The sequence below is a fragment of the Raskinella chloraquaticus (SeqCode) genome, from assembly GCF_021731865.1.
Lineage (GTDB): Bacteria > Pseudomonadota > Alphaproteobacteria > Rhizobiales > UBA4765 > Raskinella > Raskinella chloraquaticus.
On sequence record NZ_JAKFWN010000018.1, the window covers coordinates 1 to 17,756 of the forward strand.

22 protein-coding genes are annotated in these 17,756 nt (G+C 61.8%); 7 read left to right on the top strand and 15 right to left on the bottom strand.

From position 1 onward, the window contains the following. The 3 genes from ACINK1_RS07065 to ACINK1_RS07075 all read left to right on the top strand — a co-directional run. On the top strand, positions 1-676 hold a 676-nt coding region (locus tag ACINK1_RS07065), incomplete at its 5' end, for an arsenate reductase ArsC (RefSeq protein WP_395760043.1). Next, positions 663-1,343 carry an MIP/aquaporin family protein gene (locus tag ACINK1_RS07070; RefSeq protein WP_376801189.1) on the top strand — a complete coding sequence of 227 codons (681 nt, stop codon included), beginning with the start codon at positions 663-665 and terminating at the stop codon, positions 1,341-1,343. The genes ACINK1_RS07065 and ACINK1_RS07070, both read left to right, overlap by 14 nt. A gap of 96 nt (positions 1,344-1,439) precedes the next feature. Beyond that, a complete protein-coding gene (locus tag ACINK1_RS07075; protein WP_376801188.1) occupies positions 1,440-2,336 on the top strand; it encodes a DMT family transporter in 897 nt (298 codons plus the stop codon). A 2-nt stretch (positions 2,337-2,338) separates the two neighbouring features. On the opposite strand, the gene ACINK1_RS07080 is transcribed toward ACINK1_RS07075, so the two are convergent. The 3 genes from ACINK1_RS07080 to ACINK1_RS07090 are packed head-to-tail and all read right to left on the bottom strand — an operon-like array spanning position 2,339 to position 4,471. Further along, entirely contained in the window at positions 2,339-2,962 is a 624-nt protein-coding gene (locus ACINK1_RS07080; RefSeq protein ID WP_376801187.1) for a GNAT family N-acetyltransferase, read from the bottom strand. A gap of 55 nt (positions 2,963-3,017) precedes the next feature. Further along, a complete protein-coding gene (locus tag ACINK1_RS07085) occupies positions 3,018-3,881 on the bottom strand; it encodes an NAD(P)-dependent oxidoreductase (RefSeq protein ID WP_376801186.1) in 864 nt (287 codons plus the stop codon). A gap of 23 nt (positions 3,882-3,904) precedes the next feature. After that, positions 3,905-4,471 carry a carboxymuconolactone decarboxylase family protein gene (locus ACINK1_RS07090; protein WP_376801185.1) on the bottom strand — a complete coding sequence of 189 codons (567 nt, stop codon included), beginning with the start codon at positions 4,469-4,471 and terminating at the stop codon, positions 3,905-3,907. Positions 4,472-4,581: 110 nt separating this feature from the next. Here ACINK1_RS07090 and ACINK1_RS07095 point away from each other — a divergent pair, with 110 nt between their 5' ends. Both ACINK1_RS07095 and ACINK1_RS07100 read left to right on the top strand, forming a co-directional pair. Then, on the top strand, positions 4,582-5,487 hold the full coding sequence (locus ACINK1_RS07095; protein WP_376801184.1) for a LysR family transcriptional regulator: 906 nt from the start codon (positions 4,582-4,584) through the stop codon (positions 5,485-5,487). A gap of 41 nt (positions 5,488-5,528) precedes the next feature. Further along, positions 5,529-6,059 (top strand): GNAT family N-acetyltransferase, encoded by a 531-nt coding sequence (locus ACINK1_RS07100; protein ID WP_376801183.1) that lies wholly within the window; start codon positions 5,529-5,531, stop codon positions 6,057-6,059. On the opposite strand, the gene ACINK1_RS07105 is transcribed toward ACINK1_RS07100, so the two are convergent. From ACINK1_RS07105 to ACINK1_RS07120, 4 genes are all read right to left on the bottom strand, one after another. After that, positions 6,048-6,332, bottom strand: coding sequence for a hypothetical protein (locus tag ACINK1_RS07105; protein WP_376801182.1), 285 nt, complete (start codon positions 6,330-6,332; stop codon positions 6,048-6,050). The two genes, ACINK1_RS07100 and ACINK1_RS07105, sit on opposite strands and share 12 nt — an antisense overlap. 215 nt (positions 6,333-6,547) lie before the next feature. Beyond that, positions 6,548-7,222 (bottom strand): TIGR04283 family arsenosugar biosynthesis glycosyltransferase, encoded by a 675-nt coding sequence (locus ACINK1_RS07110; protein WP_376801181.1) that lies wholly within the window; start codon positions 7,220-7,222, stop codon positions 6,548-6,550. 17 nt (positions 7,223-7,239) lie between these two features. Continuing rightward, positions 7,240-7,764, bottom strand: coding sequence for an SRPBCC family protein (locus ACINK1_RS07115; protein ID WP_376803048.1), 525 nt, complete (start codon positions 7,762-7,764; stop codon positions 7,240-7,242). Positions 7,765-7,826: 62 nt separating this feature from the next. After that, on the bottom strand, positions 7,827-8,645 hold the full coding sequence (locus ACINK1_RS07120; RefSeq protein WP_376801179.1) for a DUF547 domain-containing protein: 819 nt from the start codon (positions 8,643-8,645) through the stop codon (positions 7,827-7,829). 268 nt (positions 8,646-8,913) lie between these two features. Here ACINK1_RS07120 and ACINK1_RS07125 point away from each other — a divergent pair, with 268 nt between their 5' ends. Continuing rightward, a complete protein-coding gene (locus ACINK1_RS07125) occupies positions 8,914-9,198 on the top strand; it encodes an usg protein (protein WP_376801178.1) in 285 nt (94 codons plus the stop codon). Between the two features lie 17 nt (positions 9,199-9,215). Here ACINK1_RS07125 and ACINK1_RS07130 read toward each other — a convergent pair whose 3' ends face one another. Then, positions 9,216-9,971, bottom strand: a complete 756-nt coding sequence (locus ACINK1_RS07130; RefSeq protein ID WP_376801177.1) for an SDR family oxidoreductase — start codon at positions 9,969-9,971, stop codon at positions 9,216-9,218. A gap of 163 nt (positions 9,972-10,134) precedes the next feature. Here ACINK1_RS07130 and ACINK1_RS07135 point away from each other — a divergent pair, with 163 nt between their 5' ends. Continuing rightward, positions 10,135-10,398: a type II toxin-antitoxin system RelB/DinJ family antitoxin gene (locus tag ACINK1_RS07135; protein WP_376801176.1), complete on the top strand. Its 264-nt coding sequence runs from the start codon at positions 10,135-10,137 to the stop codon at positions 10,396-10,398. A 136-nt stretch (positions 10,399-10,534) separates the two neighbouring features. On the opposite strand, the gene ACINK1_RS07140 is transcribed toward ACINK1_RS07135, so the two are convergent. The 7 genes from ACINK1_RS07140 to ACINK1_RS07170 form a co-directional block, all read right to left on the bottom strand. Next, the gene (locus ACINK1_RS07140) at positions 10,535-11,848 is read right to left on the bottom strand and encodes an Hsp70 family protein (protein WP_376801175.1); all 1,314 of its coding nucleotides are present in this window, start codon (positions 11,846-11,848) and stop codon (positions 10,535-10,537) included. 105 nt (positions 11,849-11,953) lie between these two features. Next, positions 11,954-13,117 carry a mandelate racemase/muconate lactonizing enzyme family protein gene (locus ACINK1_RS07145; protein WP_376801174.1) on the bottom strand — a complete coding sequence of 388 codons (1,164 nt, stop codon included), beginning with the start codon at positions 13,115-13,117 and terminating at the stop codon, positions 11,954-11,956. Between the two features lie 39 nt (positions 13,118-13,156). After that, entirely contained in the window at positions 13,157-13,906 is a 750-nt protein-coding gene (locus ACINK1_RS07150) for a peptidase (protein ID WP_376801173.1), read from the bottom strand. Positions 13,907-14,002: 96 nt separating this feature from the next. Next, complete coding sequence (locus ACINK1_RS07155) at positions 14,003-14,887, bottom strand: transglutaminase domain-containing protein (protein ID WP_376801172.1); 885 nt, start codon at positions 14,885-14,887, stop codon at positions 14,003-14,005. Between the two features lie 7 nt (positions 14,888-14,894). Then, positions 14,895-15,839 (bottom strand): alpha-E domain-containing protein, encoded by a 945-nt coding sequence (locus ACINK1_RS07160; protein WP_376801171.1) that lies wholly within the window; start codon positions 15,837-15,839, stop codon positions 14,895-14,897. 11 nt (positions 15,840-15,850) lie between these two features. Further along, the gene (locus ACINK1_RS07165) at positions 15,851-17,269 is read right to left on the bottom strand and encodes a circularly permuted type 2 ATP-grasp protein (protein ID WP_376801170.1); all 1,419 of its coding nucleotides are present in this window, start codon (positions 17,267-17,269) and stop codon (positions 15,851-15,853) included. Between the two features lie 170 nt (positions 17,270-17,439). Beyond that, on the bottom strand, positions 17,440-17,756 hold a 317-nt coding region (locus ACINK1_RS07170), incomplete at its 5' end, for a carboxymuconolactone decarboxylase family protein (RefSeq protein ID WP_395760044.1).

The following is a 17,756-nucleotide window of genomic DNA, read 5'->3' on the forward strand; positions in this document are numbered from 1 at the left end:
GCGTCGCGTCGGGCGGCGTATCATCTACCGCGCCGATCTGTCGATTGGCGGCAAACTCGCCGCCTTCCTGCAACGCGATTGCTGTGCAGGGCTTGCCGCATTTTCGTCTCTCCCTGATGTCCCCGCCCATCCCCAGGATCATGCGATGCTGACCCCTCCCTACCGCGTGCTGGTGCTGTGCACCGGCTATTCCGCCCGCTCCGTCCTTGGCGAGCGACTTGTGTCGTCGCTCGGCGATGGCACATTCATCGGCCTTAGCGCCGGCTCCTCGCCCAAAGGCATGCCAAACCCGCTCGCGGTCGCCACTTTGCGCGCTAATGGGCATGATGTCGACGGGCTGCGTTCGAAATCATGGGATGAATTTGCCGTTCCCGGCGCTCCTCCCGTCGATATCATTATAACGGTGTGCGATCAGGCGGCGGGGGAGGCCTGTCCGGTATGGCCGGGGCATCCGGTGTCGGCCCATTGGGGGCTTGCTGATCCCTCGGACGCGGAGGGCGAGCAGGCTGACAAGCTGGCAGCCTTCGAAACGACGTATCATTGCTTGCGCCGGCGGATCGAAGCGCTGGTCGCCCTGCCGCTTCATACCATGGAGCCGATGACGATCCGCGCGGCGCTGCAATCAATCCACGAGGAAGCGCTGAAGCAGGAAGGGGACGTCAATGTCACCGTCTGATATCAGCCGTCGTCTTGCCGGTGAGGGGATCGGCACAGCCATTCTGGTCGCCACCGTGGTCGGTTCTGGAATCATGGGCGAGCGGCTTGCCGGTGGCAACGTCGCCATCGCCCTTCTCGCCAATACGATTGCGACCGGGGCTATCCTCGTGGTGCTGATTTCGATCATCGGCCCCTTGTCGGGAGCGCATTTCAATCCGCTGGTCACCCTGGTGCAGGCGGCACGCGGCGTGTCACCGCGACGCGAGGTCGTGCCTTATATCCTTGCTCAATGTATCGGCGGTGTGGGCGGAACGATCATGGCGCATGCCATGTTCGACGTGCCATTGCTGCAGGCGGGCATTGCGGTGCGCAGCGGCCCGGCGCAATGGCTGGCGGAGGGTGTGGCGAGTTTCTGTCTGCTGTTTGCCATCCTCGGCAGTCTGCGCTATCGCCCGGAGGCAACGCCGGTATTGGTGGGACTGACGATCACGGCCGCCTATTGGTTTACCGCCTCGACCTCGTTTGCAAACCCTGCCGTGACACTTGCCCGCTCCTTTACCGCCACCTTCGCCGGCATACGCCTTGGTGATGTCCTGCCCTTTGTGATCGCCCAGATGATCGGCGCGGGCTGTGCTGGCATCTTTGCCGGCTGGCTCTTCGCCGCCAATCCGGCGCCCCGCGATTGATAAGCGCGCTGGCGCCAATCCGTCACCGAGTTTGATTATTCGCCCTTCCGTTCAGTCGCTAAGCTTGGCGCGGCGGAAGTGGGGATGGTGAAGGACATGCAGACAAGCGGAAAGGGGCATCGGTCACCTCTGAGCCCGGAGGCAGCCGGCTGGATCGCCCTTGGCCTGTCGGTGTTCACCATCTCGTGGTCGGCGCTTTTTGTGCGCTTTTCCGATGTCGGGCCGCTCGAAAGCGCCTTCTGGCGCATGGCAATTGCCATGCCGGCGCTCTATGTGTGGACGCGCTTTGCTGCGCCCGGAAAGGGCGACAGGCCGACGGCTGGCGGCTGGTTTGATTCGCTTGCCGCCGGTCTGTGCTTTGCAGCTGACCTGGCGTTTTTTCATCTGGCGATTGCAACGACCTCGGTCACCAACGCGTCGTTCATTGCCAATATGGCGTCGATCCTGGCGGTGGCGGCAAGCGCGCTCATCCTCAAGGAGCGCATCGGACCAATCGTCTGGGTGGCGCTTGGCATCGCCCTCTTCGGCGCCTGGCTGATGGGTGGCGCCAAGGCGAGCCTTGCCGCGCTTGGCTTCGGCGATGTGATGGCGCTCGGTGCGGCTGTTGCCTACGGCGCTTATTTCATCTTTCTCAAACGGGCGCAGGCGCGCCTATCAAGCGCGCTCGTCATGTGGCGCTCCAGCCTGGTCGCAGCCCTCGCCTTGTTCGTTCTGGCACTTGTGGATGGCGGCGCGATGTGGCCGCGCTCACCGGCTGGCTGGCTGCCGTTGATAGGTCTTGGTCTGATCTCACACGCGCTCGGACAAGGCCTGACCGCCTTTGCCATCGGGCGTCTGTCGGTGGCGCCAGTTGCGCTCGCGGTTCTGGCCCAGCCGGTGATGACTGCGCTTCTGGCGCTTCTTATCCTGCTTGAACCCATCAGTGCCGTTCAGGGCATTGGTGCGGCGCTGATCCTGATTGCCGTTGCCGCATCGCGTTACAAGGGACGATGAGGCTAAAGAAGCGGGTGCAGGGGGGCGCAATCGGCCGGCAGGATGCCGGCAAGGCGTGGATCGGCCAGGATTTCGACCTGACGGGCGTAAGGCTTGAAGCCGCAGGACTGATAAAAGCGCAAGGCTGCCGGATCATCGAGCGAGCATGTATGGATCCATACACACTCCACGCCCGGCCGCGACCAGGCATGATGGAGCGCGAAATCCATCATCGGGCGACCAAGGCCGCGGCGCCGGCAGCGATCAACCAGACCGAAGAAGGCCACCTCGCATTGGCCGGTCGTCGAAAAATCAAGCTCAAGCAGGCCAACCGGATCGCCATCGGCGCTGCCCTCGTGAAGGGCGTAGATGTCGACGTCGGGCGAGGTCAGGATGGCTGTCAGGGCAGGGGGCGACAGGCGCAACCGCGAGGTCCACAGCCAGGGTGCGCCAATGGCACGAAAAAGCGCGAGATACCACTCGTTTGACGGGGATTTCTGCTGATTAAGGACATAGCCCTCCGGCAACGGACGAGGAGGGGTGCCGCGCGGCGCGTGCATGTCGAGTGCGGTGACGATGGCCGCCAGATGGCCGGCAGGGACGGCGTGGAAGCCTGGTGATAGAGGTGGCGGAGCGGCTGGGATCATGGCGTCCGTGATGGCGCAGACAGCCCGGCTTGGCAAGCCGGGCTGTCGTCATGCCTCAGTTGTAAATGCGCACCACGCCGGTCAGGTTGTCATTGCCAAACCCCTTGGCGATGGCTTCTCCCATGGCAAGGCGGGTTGCAGCCGAGAGGGGCGCGCGGTTTCGTCCAGCGGCAACGGCGCTGGCGACATAGTCAAGGTCTTTTGCCACCAGTTCGACCGGAAACATCGGGGCGAAATTGCCGGCAAGCATGGAGGCTGCCGCACCCTTGGCGGCCACGCTGGCGACCGGTGTCGCGCCGATGACCTCGACCGCGCGGGTGATATCGACGCCGTCGGCCTTGAGCATGGTGATCAACTCGGCCATGCCCGCGACCTGAATAGCGAAGAGGGCGTTGACCGCCAGCTTCACCGCTGAACCGCAGCCATTGCCGCCAACGTGATGGGTTGCCTGGCCCATGGCGCTGAAGAACGGTGTTGCCCGCTCGACATCGCTTGCTGCTCCGCCGGCGAGGAAGATCAACTGGCGGCCCTCGGCCTGGGGACGGGACCCGACGACCGGAGCATCAAGGAAGCTGTGACCAGCCTTGTGGACGGCTCCGGCCAGTTCACGTGCCCAGGCAACCGTCAGCGTCGAGCATTCGATGGCGAGCGCGCCAGCGGACATGCCGGCAAGCGCGCCATCGTCGTCATCAAGCCAGACACTGCGCGAGGCCTGATCATCGCGCAGCATGGCGATGACGATGTCGGCGCCGGTCGCAGCGGCGCGTGGGCTCGAAGCAATCATCGCCCCGTGATCGGCAAGCGCGCGGGCAAGGGCTGCGGACCGGTTCCATACTGTCATCTCGTGCCCGGCAGCGATGAGGCTGCGCGCCATGCGTGACCCCATGGCGCCAAGGCCGAGAAAAGCTATCTTTGCCATTATCTTCTCCTCGATTGGCGTCGTCAGGCTGCTTTGGGGGCTGACCAACCCAGTGACGGATCGCTCATGAAGCTTTCCTTGGGGGTATGGGTGAGGTGGTTGACGTAATTCGAGATGGTCTTGGTGGCGATGATCAGCACCACTTCGAGGACCTGGGCGCGGGTGAAGCCGGCAGCGATGAAGGCATCAACGACCTGATCACCGGCGTGTCCGCGGCTGGCAACGACCGTCTCGGTGAAGCGGCGCAGAGCTTCAAGGCGGGCATCGGCGATCGGTTTCTGGTTGCGCAGCGCCTGGATGGCGTCCTCGGCAAGCCCGACCTGGCGCGCAAGAAAGGTATGGCCGGCGGTGCAGTATTCGCAACCGTGCATAACGTTGACGGCGAGATAGGCGACCTGCTGTTCAGCCGGCGCGAAGGATGATTGCTGAACAAGTGCGAAGAGATCGCGATAGCCCTGCAAGGTCGCCGGACTTTCGGCCAGCGTGGCGTGGAGGGTTGGCACGAAACTCCAATCCGCCTGCGTCTTTTCCAGCAGCGGGCGGGAAGCGGCGGGGGCTGAGTCAAGGGTATGTACGGTGAAATTCGTCACGGGCGTCTCCTGCATGCATGCCGCTTCAGCGGCGATGCGGCTGGTATATTCGTGCAAGTGGCTGTCAAAAATAGGTAGTCATCCACGATTGAAATGCGTATCTTGCACGAATGGATATTGAAAACCTCTCGCTCCTGCTCGATGTGGCGCAGCGCGGCAGTTTCGCTGCGGCAGCCAAGGAACGTGCGATTGATCCCTCCTCGGTGTCGCGTGTGATTGCCCGGCTCGAAGAGGAGTTGGGGCTGCGCCTTTTCCAGCGCAGCACAAGGCGGCTGACGCTGACCGAAGCGGGTGACGCGTTTGTCAAGCGCCTCGATGCCATTCTTGAGGAGTTGCGCCGCGCGCGCAGCGAAGCGCTCGATATGACGGAAACCGTCAGCGGGACGTTGCGCCTGACGGCGTCGGTTGCGTATGGCGAAATCTGCGTGATGCCGCTGGTTGGTGAATTCCGCCGGCTTTATCCCGATCTGAAACTTGATCTGGTGTTTACCGACAGCAATCTCGATCTCGTCGGCGAACGCATCGACCTGGCGATCCGGCTGGGGGCGGCGCTTCAAGGGGATGTCATCGCTTCCAAGCTCGTCGATACGCATTACAAGCTGGTGGCAAGTCCCGGCTGGCTCACCACCCATCGCGCGCCGCCAACGCCGGAAGCCTTGTCAAGCGAGCGCTGCCTGCTGCTCGACCTGCCGGGCTTTCGCAGTGGATTTCGCTATCGCAGTGCGACAGGCGCGGAAAAGGCTGTCGATATTGCCGGTGATATTCTCGTATCAACGCCGCTGGCGCTGCGCGGTGCGGTTCTGGCCGGTCTTGGCCCGGCCATGCTCGCTGACTGGCTGGTGGCCGATCCGCTGGCGGATGGGCGGCTGATCGACCTCTTTCCCGGCCTGAACGTTACCCCCACCAGCTTCACCACCGCCGCGTGGATCGTTTACCCGAGCCGCGCCTTCCTGCCGCGCAAGGTGCGGGCGATGGTCGATTTTCTGAAAGAGCATATCGGCAGGCGAGGCGCGTGATACGGGCTTGCCTGCGGGCATTGTCCGGCTAAAGTCAGCTCATGAGCCCGAAAACGCTCCAGCCTGTTCCTCGCTTCAACCAGCAGCGGGTCGGCGCCGTAACCTTTGCGGTCGTGGCGCCTGACGATATTGCGGCACGCGCCTGTCTTGAAGCGTATTACCGTGAGCTTGCGACCCGCTTCGAGGCTGGTTTTGATCCGGCGGCAAATCCGGCGAATGACGCTGATATGCGCCCTCCGCGGGGCTATTTCGTGCTGGCAACGCTTGAAGGAGAGGCTGTGGGCTGCGGCGTACTGGTGTGCGGGGCCGATGGCGTGTCGGGTGAGATCAAGCGGGTGTGGACGGCGCCCGGCGCGCGCGGTCTTGGCATTGCCAAGCGGCTGCTCGACCGGCTCGAAGTGATCGCGGGCGAGCGCGGCCTTGAGGTCCTCAGGCTCGATACCAATCGTACGCTTCACGAGGCGCAGGCGCTTTACCGCCGCGAGGGTTATCGCGAGATCGCCCGCTTCAACGACAATCCCTATGCCCACCACTGGTTCGAGAAGCGTCTGGCGCCGGGCTCAGCGCCGTGATTTCACCAGATTGCAGGTAAGCTTGCCGCCGTAGAGCCTGCCTTCCTGCCAGCAACCGGTCGTCAGGCATTCCTCGAGTTTGGGCGTGCAGTGATCGGCGAGGCAATTGGTGTCGGTGGGCGCGCGCGTCTTGCAGCGGGCCGCGCATATCGACTGGATGCGGCCGCAGGACTGGCCGCTGGCATCCTTCTGTGCTGGCGAGGGTTGGGCTGCGACAGGCTGGAGGGTCGCCAGAGCGAGGATAAAGGTCGTAATGAGAGCGCAAACGCGCATGTTCCACCATCCCCTGCCGCCATCGTGCGAAGCTCCATGATTAGTGCTTCTGGCCGCAAACGGCCATGAGCTCTGTCGTTATCCCCGATAAAATTGGGCTGTTGCAGCATTTTGCCGGCGCCACGCGTGCGGGATTTGGCCGAGCTTGGGTTAACGGGTGATGGTGCCACAGTGGCTGGCACCCTTTGATGCCGCATCCCTTCATCACCAATGGCTCAAGCTTGCGGGCGATAGAGCCGTGCCAGACGATGCGGCGACACCCCCAGCCCGTAGAGGGAGAGGATCAGGCAATTGCGCAATTGCTGGCGCAGCGGGCCATGGCGGGCAAAGCGGCGCGCGGAGGTGGTGATGGCGAGGTCAAGCTTGCGAAATATTCCCAAGCCCCGCAGCCGCTGGCGCATGTCAACATCTTCCAGAATGGGCCATGCGGCAAAACCACCGAGACGCTCAAAGGCGCTGCGGCGGATGAAATAACCCTGGTCACCAAAGGTGGTGACGCAGGTATCGAAGCGCGTCATCCAGGCGGAGAGCGACAGGGTGGCGCTGCTGCGATCAAACGCCAGCCGAAAGCAGCCGGCGATGACACGGGCGTCCGACAAGGCGGCGCGGATGGCGGCTTGTGCCTGCGCGGGCAAGCGACTGTCGGCGTGGAGGAAGAACAGGACGTCGCCTTTGCTCACCGCCGCACCCGCATTCATCGCCTGTCCGCGTCCAGGCGCGCTGCGCGCCAGAACGACGCCGGGGCTTGCAGCAACGATATGCGGGGTGTCATCGCTGCTGCCATTATCAACGACGATGATCTCGGCGAAATCCGCCAAAGCGCGTGTTTGCAGCAGGGAGGAAAGGTTCTCCGCCTCATTACGTGCAGGGATGATGAGCGAAATGCGCAACGGGGGTAGGCCGGCCGTCATTTGGCGGCGGCCGCAACCGCTTCCCGGCGCAGCGCACGCAAGGTCACAAGAAAATCGCTGCGGATTTTCGCACGGATCAACATGGCCGGCAGGGGAATGGTGAGGGCGAGCGCTGCATCATAGACCACGCGCGTGCCCGTCCCCAGCAACTCCAGGCGCCATTCGCCATTGGAATGAACATAGTCGCCGGTGATCTGGCGGAAGCGGATGAGCCGTGGCTCAATATAGTCGGAGCGGAAGACACTACGGATTTCAGGCAGGGGGAAGGCCGGATTGATGACATGCTCGCGGATATCGCCGCTGCGTGTCATCTCGAGGATACGGCAGGTTTTGAGGCCGGAAACAATCCGAAACGCGTAGGTGCAATCATTCATCACCCGCCACACCACAGGGCGAGGAGCGGGAATGTCGATCGAGGCAAGGACACGAACAGTTTGAGCGGCGGCATCATAATCGACGCTGATACGCGGTGGCGTTATGCCCTGTGTTGTCTCCGCTGAGATGGCTGCTGACATCGCCATCACAGCAAGCACGCCTGCGGTGCACCACCGGACAGGACGGCGGGCGTTCAGGAGCACGCCTGTCAACCGGCGCCTGTGCCGGGCGCATTGAGCGTCCAGTCATAACCATCTTCGCTGATGCGCGGCGTGCCTGCCAGGCGCTCCGCCAGATCAGCATTGGCGAACTGGCGCAGATGGCGCAGGATGCCCGCATCATTGCCGCCGAAATCCTCGATGAACCAGCGATAGATGCTGGATATCTTCAGCGATCCATCGGCTTTCACCGTCACCGCGCGCGGGTGGTTGACATAGGCACGGGCGGCGGCATCAAGATCGCCATCGAGGCTTGCCGCGCGCCAGGGCGCCGGTTGCAGGTTGGGGCAGCCGATAGAGGCGCAATTGACCGCATAGTGGACTCGCGGATCGGCGAATGTCGGGCGCATGATGCCATGCTCGATGTCGTCCAGAGACAGGCTTTTTCCCTCGATGCTCACCAGCTGGGTGCGCCACGGACCAATCAGCGCCTTGAGGTCGAGCAGGCTGGACTGGCTGCGGATGTCGCGGATCGATTTCACCGGATAATGATCAAGGATCACCTTCAGCGTGAGCGCATTGTAGAGGTTTGCCCAGAAGACCAGGGCTTGCGGGCGCGCCATCTGCGAGGGGCGCGCGCGTGCCAACATGGCGATGTAGGCGCCAAGCGCCATCCGGTCCTGGGCGTCAGCGTGCCAGCGCCGGTAATCGACGCGGTTGATACCATCGCGCCCGTTCGCGACGTATTTTCTCAGCAGCTCAGCAAACAGCGCATCACCGTCAGCTGCACTTGCTGCGCGCTTTGGTAAGGCGGTCAGTACCAGCGCTGCCCCCATCAGCGAGCGGCGTGAGATCATCTCTTGCGTCATGTCTGGCTCCAGGAGATCGCGGCAGTAAGACCTGCCCGTTGCGACTGCCGATTGTGTCAGTATTGCGGCCAGCACGCCTCCATCCACGCGTTCGTGAGGATAAGTGTTGGGCTTGAACCGCGTTTCACCGCATCATGACGTCATGCTTTCTTAATCTTTCGGGCGTCGAATTGAGGCACTGAACGAGTTCGAAAGACGCGCGGAGGCGTCGGGCTTGATCGGCGAGGGGCTGCATTCGAGGAAGGATAACTTCATCGAGGAGCAAGCCATGACCGACCTATCTGTGATGGACAAAGATCTGCTGGCGCAATTGCGCGGCTCGGGCCTCACCACCGCGCATATTCTCTACTGCATGCCCGATCATCCCCATCTGCTGCAAACCTTCATCTGGCAGGATTATGACGAGGCGCCGCGCTTTCCCATCCTCAACAAATTCCTCAGCTTCTGGCAGCGCGAGATCGAGGGCAGGTTGTTTTCAGTGGCGGTTGCCCATTCGCGGTTGATCAAGCCGGCCGAACTCAAGCCGGTGGCGGGCATGTGGGCGCTCAACTGACGATTCAGTTGTCGCCGTTAACCCCTGCCAACAAAAGGCATTTTGGTCGCCATGATGGTGACGAACTGCACGTTGGACGCCAGCGGCAGCGAGGCCATGTGAACGATGGTGTCAGCAACGTGTTCGGGGTCCATCAACGGCTCGATTGCGATCTCGCCATTGGCCTGCGGCACGCCGGAGGCCATGCGCATGGCCATATCGGTTGCGGCATTGCCGATGTCGATCTGGCCGCAGGCAATATCGTAGCGGCGCCCGTCAAGCGAGGTTGATTTGGTGAGCCCGGTGATGGCGTGTTTGGTGGCGGTATAGGGCACGGAGTTCGGGCGCGGGGCGTGCGCCGAGATCGAGCCATTATTGATGATGCGCCCGCCGCGTGGCGACTGATCCTTCATGATACGGATGGCTGCCTGCGTGCACAGGAAGGAACCGGTGAGGTTGATATCAACCACCGCCTTCCATTGCTCAAAAGTGAGGTCTTCCATCGGGATCGCCGGAGCGCCGATGCCAGCATTGTTGAACAGAAGGTCAAGCCGGCCGAATTTCGCCTTCACCGCCGCAAAGAGCGAAGCAACCGAGGCGGGATCGGCCACATCAGTGGGGTGCGCCAGCATGAGGGCAGGGTTGGGGGCTGCTTTCGCAACCGCTGCTAGCGCGTCCTTGCGCCTGCCAGCCAGCCCCACCGCGAAGCCAGCTCTCGCCAGCGCCAGGCTCGCCGCCTTGCCGATGCCGCTGCCGGCACCCGTGACGATGGCGACTTTGGGGGTGGTGGACATGGGCAGGTCTCCCGGAAGTGTGTTGTTGTTATGCGCGCGGCAGAAGGCGCGTTTGGCTACAGACTTGCCGAACGCGCGCAAGTGTCAAGGTGGGGGAGGCGGCGTTACTTGACAATTTTGCGGTCATATCCATCTGTGCTACATTGTAGCTCACAGGCGGAACATGGCCGAAAATGCAGTGATACGGGCGCGGATCAATCAGCGCGTAAAGGACGAGGCGAGCGCCGTGCTCGATGCGATGGGCCTGACCGCATCAGATGCCTTTCGCATGATGATGATGCGTATTGCGGTTGAGAAGACCCTTCCGTTCGAGCCGCTGGTGCCCAACGAAACCACCATCGCCGCCATGCGCGAAGCGCGGGCGGAAAAACTGCTGCGCTTCAAGACCATTGATGCCATGATGGACGACCTGCGTGAGGGAGATTGAGCGCACCGGCCAGTTCAAGCGCGACTATTTTTACCAGCTGATAATGCTTATTCATTCTCTGCGCCAAGAAATGTCTTCATTCATGCCTCCGTAAGATTTGCCGGCGGGCTCGCTTTCATAAGCCTGCTTCCTGCCGTCATCCCTGCGGCGTGGTCCCCGCCGGCTCCGCTTCCGGGCTGGTGCCGATCAGGGCAAGGCCATAGGCGATTGAAGTGAACTGGTCGGCCGATATCAGGCGCTCGCTGCCGAAACGCTCGGTGAACAGGCGGCGCACCGCCGGCACGAAGGAGGTGCCGCCGGTCAGGAAGACTTTTTCGACCGCGCCGGCGGCAATTTCTGCCTCATTCAGCACCTTGTCGATGGTGGCACCGAGCCGGGCGATATCGTCTGCGATCCACGTTTCAAAGTCGCGCCTGGTGATGGTTGAGCGGATGTCGAGGCCGTTGCTGGCGAAATGGAAATCGACCTCGTCCCCGGCCGACAAGGCGATTTTGGTGTCGGATACGGCACGGTAGAGCAAAAAGCCGAGGTCGAGGTCGACGAGGGTGATGAAATCGCGCAAGAGGGCAGGCTGCAGCGCCAGATGGGCGAGCTTGCGCAATTCGCGCAGATCGCCATTGCTCTTCATCATCGCCAGATGATGCCAGCGCGCCAGACTGGCATAATAATGGTTGGGGATCTCCAGAACCTTGTCGAAGGAGCGGTAGGAACTGCCCTTTCCCAGTCGCGGCGCGATGATGTGGTCGACGATGCGATAATCGAAGGTGTCGCCGGCGATGCCGATGCCGCCATGGCCAAGCGCCTCGGCGCGCTGCCGGTCACCAGCGCGCGAGAAACGCATCAGGGAAAAATCGCTGGTGCCACCGCCGAAATCGGCGACCAGCACGGTCGCGTCATGGTCGAGATGGCGAGCGAAGGAGAAGGCCGCGCCGACCGGCTCGTAGACATAGCGCACATGCGTGGCGCCGAGGCGCTCGAAAGCCGCCTGATAGCGCTGTATCGCCAGCGCCTCGTCGGGATTGTTGCCGGCAAACCGCACCGGGCGGCCGACGTTGATGGCGGGTGCTGTGAAGCTGAACGCTTCTCCGCCATGGCGGGCAAGCGTGCGCAGGAAAGCTGCGAGAAGATCCTCGAAGCGGTAGCGCTGCCGGAAAATAATGGTGGAATTGAAGCTGGCGCTCGCCGCGAAGGTCTTGAACGACTGGATGAAGCGATGGGCGTGGTGGCCTTCGAGAAACTGCTCGATCGCCCACGGCCCACCCTCGGTCTGGGCGGAGCTGCCCGGCTGCTCTTCCCAAAAGCACAGCGCCGAGACGTAGACGCTGTGTTTTTTTCCGCCATGATCGAAGCGGATGGCCTCGACCCGCCCATCAGCAGTCGCAACCGCAATGACGGTATTGCTGGTGCCGAAATCGATGCCGATCGAGACAAGGGGCGCGGTGCTCGGCATGGTCCGCCCTGACGGCCTGTTGGGAAGGGGCGGAACCCATAATGGCTTTGGCCGGTTATGCCAAGGCTGTTTCAGGTTCTGCCAGGACTGTTTCAGTCTGTCCCCTCACGCGGCCAGGTCGCGCATCACCTTGATCAGGTCCGCCTTGCCCTCAAAGCCGATGCCGGGAAGGTCTGGCATGGTGATATGGCCGTCGAAGACATTCACGCCATCGGGGAAGCCGCCATAGGGCTGGAAGAGATCGGGATAGCTTTCATTGCCCCCCAGGCCAAGGCCGGCGGCGATGTTGAGCGACATCTGGTGGCCACCATGGGGGATCAAGCGAGAGGGTGACCAGCCGGCCTGGTGGACGACATCAAGCGTGCGCAGATATTCAACAAGCCCATAGGAAAGCGCGCAATCAAATTGCAGCCAGTCGCGGTCAGGGCGCATGCCGCCATGGCGCAGCAGGTTGCGGGCATCCTGATGCGAGAAGAGGTTTTCGCCGGTTGCCATCGCTCCTGGATAGAATTCGCTGATTGCGGCCTGCAGGGCGTAATCGAGCGGGTCGCCCGCTTCCTCGAACCAGAAGAGCCTGTAGGCGCGCAGCATTTTGGCGTAAGCGATGGCGGTTTCCAGATCGAAACGACCATTGGCATCGACCGCCAGTTGCGCCTTGCCGTCGATTTCGCGCAGTACTGCCTCGATGCGCCGCTGATCCTCAGCGAGGCTGGCGCCGCCGATCTTCATCTTGACGACATTGTAGCCGCGCTCAACGTAAGAGCGCATCTCGGCGCAGAGCGCGCTATCGTCTTTGCCGGGGTAATAATATCCGCCGGCAGCATAGACGAAGACGCGGGGGTTGGCGTCGCGCTTCTTGCCGTCGGCCAGCAGGCGAAAGAGCGGTTTTTCGGCGATTTTTGCCACCGCATCCCATACCGCCATGTCGATCGTGCCCACCGCCACCGAGCGCTCGCCATGGCCGCCGGGCTTTTCATTGGCCATCATCGCTGCCCAGATCCTGTGCGGGCAGAGATTGTCATTTTCCTCATTGATGAGGCTCGCGGGCTCTGCCTCCAAAAGGCGATTGCGGAAGCGCTCGCGGATGAGCCCGCCCTGGCCGTAACGGCCATTGGAATTAAACCCGTAGCCGACGACGCGCTCGCCGCCCCGCACCACATCGGTGATGACGGCAACCAGGCTCGTCGTCATTTTCGAAAAATCGATATAGGCGTTGCGGATGGGCGAGGCGATGGGCTTCGTTATCTCGCGGATATCGATGATGCGCATGGGCGTTCCGGTCGGCGGGATTGAATGGCGCGGGCTTTCTTATTTCTGCGCCGCCTGTTTGTAGGGCGGGCGTGGGATCGCCAGATGGGCAGCGCGGAGGGCGGCTGACCAGCGCTCGCGCAGATCGTGAAAATAAGGCTCTCCCGCTTCGATCCGGGTGGCAAGTTCGGGAGCGCAGGCGCCACGGCGCGCCACCAGCATGTCGATGGGCAGGCCGACGCTGAGGTTGGAGCGCATGGTTGAATCCATCGAGATGAGGCCAAGCTTCAGCGCGTCGTAGATTTCGGTGTCGAATTTGACAGCACGGTCGAGAATGGGCTTGCCGTATTTGTGCTCGCCGATCTGCAGATAACAGGTGTCGGCGGTGGCTTCGATGAAATTGCCGGCGCGGTAGATCATGAAAAGGCGCATGGCCTCGCCCTTGATCTCGCCTGCCATCAGCATGCTGACATCAAAGCTGGCGCCGGTCTGCGACAGCATCTGGCCGTCCACGTCATAAACGGCGCGAATGGCACGCCCGACAAACTGGGCGGCCTTGAACATGGTGGGCTGATCGAGCAGGGTTTCGATCGTCCCTTCCTCGTTCTTGATGCCCTCGCTCACCATGGAAATGACCGATTGCGTCACCGCCAGATTGCCGGCGGTGGCAAGCGCGATCAGCTTTTCGCCGGGGCGCGAGAAGACATGGAGCTTGCGATAGGTCGAAACGTCATCGAAACCGGCATTGGTGCGGGTGTCGGCGATGAGCACGATGCCGTCCTTCACCAGAATGCCGACGCAATAGGTCATCGTTTGCTCTCCCTTGCTGCTTGCCCAAGGCACCTTGCCCGCGGATGCAGGGCACAGCGCTGGCCTTAGCAATGGGAAGCGGGTTGTACAACTTGGTCAGGACAGGGATGGTGGAAATGATCCCTGCGATTGCGATTGGGTTGCCGGGATAGGGCGGGGGGTGCGCACGGCCTGCAGTGGTTCGACCTTTACCCGGACGCTCATCGCTTCGCCATCACCGCCGCGCTGTGCCCCGCGCACGGGGGTGGCATCCAGTGAATCAAGCCCAGCCGCCACCCGCACATAGTCCCCGGTGACGCAAACGCAGTTGGCGGCGTCAAAGCCAACCCAGCCAAGGCCGCTGACATAGGCCTCGGCCCAGGCATGTCCTGCTGTCTGCTGCGCCTTGTCATCTGTGCGCAGGAGATAGCCACCAACGAAACGCGCCGGGATGCCCAGCGCCCGGCTGATGGTGACAAAAATCTGGGCGAAATCCTGACACACACCCTGACGGGCGGCGAAAGCCTCGCGGGCGCTCGTGGCCGGTGTCGTTGCGCTGGTGTTGAAAGTGATCGTCTGGTGGAGATCGAGCATCAGCGCATGGAGGGCGGCGAGCTGATCGCGGCTGGCTGCGTCGGCATGGCTGATGGCGAGATGGCGCAGCGCGGCGTCGGCTTCGGTGAGCGCGCTCGAGCGCAGGTAGAATTCGCGGGGAAGGCGTTCGACCGCTCCTTGGACAACGCCGTTTGTGTCCTCGGTTTCAATATCGCCTTCGGCGATGACACGAAGGCTCTCGGTCTCGCGGTCGATGGAAAAGGCATGGGTGATGTTGCCGAACGAATCCTCATCGCGGATGACGCGGCATTCAGCGCCAATCTCAAGGCGCCAATTCCCGACATATTGACCCACATGGCCACGCGGGGTGAGGCGGAGGATCTGGATGAGGTGATTGACGGGCGAGCGATAAGTATAAATCGTCTCGTGAGTCACGTGAATATGCATCGCCGCCTCAGGTCAGGAATTGTTTGGTGATCGCCTGGGCGACATGATTGTTGCCAACGATGAATTGCGAGATGAATTCATGGAGGCCGCCCTGAAAAATACCTTCAATGGTGGCGTTGCGCAGATCCGACGAGACACGCCGTGACAGGCGTTGCGCGTCGCCCTGCCGGCCATAGGAAACAGCCAGCTCATCCAGAAAGCGGACAATGTTGCCGTAGCAGCAGGCGAGCGAGCGCGGCATCTCCTCACGCAGAATGAGAAAATCGGCGACCAGCCAGGGTTTGACGCTGTCGCGGTAAATCCAGTTATATGAGGTCAGCGCCGAGACCGAACGCAGCACGGCGGCCCACTGGAAATAATCAAGCCCACCGCCCACCGGTTCTGTCTGTGGCAGCAGGACATGGTATTTCACGTCAAGAATGCGGGCCGTGTTGTCAGCCCGCTCGATCTGGAAGCCAAGGCGCGAGAAATAATAGGCGTCATTGCGCAGCATCGTCCGGTAGGCGATGCCGTCAAAGCGCAGCGTCATTTCCTTCACCCAGGCAAGAAAGCGCGCGAGCTCTGGCCCCGAGCGCAGGCGCTCGGCGGACAGGGATTGCAATTCGAGCCAGGCGCTGTTGATAATCTCCCACATCTCGACCGTCAGCGCGGTGCGTACAGCGCGGGCATTGTGCCGAGCGGTTTCGATGCAATTGCGGATCGAGCCGGGGTTGGTTGGCGAGAAGGCAAGAAATTCGATGACGTTCTCGGGGGTTACCTCGTCAAACGCGTCATGGAAGGTATCGACGCAGGCAGCGGTCGCCACCGCGCTTTCCCATTCATTCGATGTGCCGGCATAGGCCGATGGCAGATTGGCAAGGCGCGAGGCGACATCGAGAATGCGGGCAAGGTTTTCCGCCCGCTCTATATAGCGCGACAGCCAGAACAGATTATCGGCGGTGCGGGAAAGCATCAGGTGTATCCTTACTGATCAACGACCCAGGTGTCCTTGGTGCCGCCGCCTTGCGAGGAATTGACGACCAGTGATCCCTCGCGAAGCGCCACGCGGGTGAGGCCGCCTGGAACGATGCGGATCTTGTCAGCGCCTGACAGGACGAAGGGACGCAGATCGACATGGCGCGGCGCGATGCCTTCGTCGACCAGGGTGGGCACGGTTGAGAGGGCGAGGGTTGGCTGGGCGATGTAATTTTCCGGGTTGGCGCGCAGCTTTTCTGCAAAAGCCTCACGTGTCGCCTTGTCGGCCTTGGGACCAACCAGCATGCCGTAGCCGCCTGAGCCGTGAACTTCTTTGACGACAAGCTCGCTGATGTGTTCCAGCACATAGGCAAGCGCGTCCGGTTCACGGCACCGCCAGGTCGGGACATTCTTGAGGATCGCCTCCTCGCCAAGATAGAAGCGGATGATCTCGGGCATGTAGCTGTAAACGGCTTTGTCGTCGGCAACGCCGGTGCCAACCGCATTGGTGAGCGAGACGTTGCCGGCCTTGTAAGCGCCCATTAACCCGGCAACACCCAGCATGGAGTGCGGATTGAAGGCCAGCGGATCGAGGAATTCATCATCGACGCGGCGATAGATGACGTCGACGCGCTTCAATCCCTCGGTGGTGCGCATGTAGACGATATCGCCGTTGACGATGAGGTCGCTGCCCTCAACCAGCTCGATGCCGAGCTTGTCGGCCAGAAACGAGTGTTCGTAATAGGCCGAATTATAGACGCCCGGTGTCAGCAGCACGACATTGGGGTCGGCGGTGGCCGAGCGGGGCGCGATCGATTTCAGGGTGGCAAGCAGATCGTCGGTGTAGTTCTCGACCGGCAGCACGCGGTTGTTTTGAAACAGCTCGGGAAACATGCGCAGCATGACTTCGCGGTTTTCCAGCATATAGCTGACGCCCGAGGGGGTGCGCGCATTATCCTCAAGCACGTAGAAGGTCTCAGCATCAACGCGGACGATGTCGATGCCGGCAATCATCACGTAGATGTCGTGGGCGGTGCGGATGCGGGTCATTTCCGGTCTGAACGACGGATTTTGCAGCACCAGCTCGGCTGGAATGATGCCGGCATTCAGACAGTCGCGGGCACCGTAAACGTCCTTGATGAAGGCGTTCAGAGCCTTGACGCGCTGTTCAAGGCCGCGCGACAGGCGCTGCCATTCCTGGCGTGAGAGAATACGCGGCACGATATCAAAGGGAATAAGACGTTCAGAGCCTTCCTTGTCGCCGTATACGGCGAAGGTGATGCCGATGCGGCGGAAGAACAGTTCGGCTTCATGACGCTTGCGTGCCAGCATCTCAAGGGGGGCTGATTCAAGCCATGACTGGATATCGCGATAGGGGGAACGAATTCCCGCAGGATCGGAATGCATTTCATCGAAAGGCATGGTCACCCTTGATCGTCCTCACGCTGCGACGTCAGCCAATCGCCGCCAGGAAGAATTGTGCACGTGCCTGAGAAAGGTGCAATGGCGCGTGCAGGGCATCATCGCTTAAAAAACGGGCAATAGAAAAGGCCGCCCCGGAAGGCGGCCTTCACAGATGTCACCGGGAGTGCGAGGGATCAGGCCGTCAGCTTGAGGTCGACCTTGGGAAAATCAACGTCTGTGTCAGCGACGTGGTTGGCGTAATTGGTGAAGATGTTCTTCACCACATGCGCGGTTACTTCAAGGATATCCGCCTCGCTGAGCCCGCCGGTCTTGGCAGCCTTGATATCGGCGGCGGCAACATGGCCCTTCTTCTCGACGATGGCTTTGGCAAGCGCGACGATGGCGCCATTGCGCCCGCCTGTCAGCGTGCCGGCGCGCGCAGCCAGAATGTCGGCCGGGCTGATACCTGCGCCCTTGGCGATCATCGAATGGGCGGAGATGCAATAGGAGC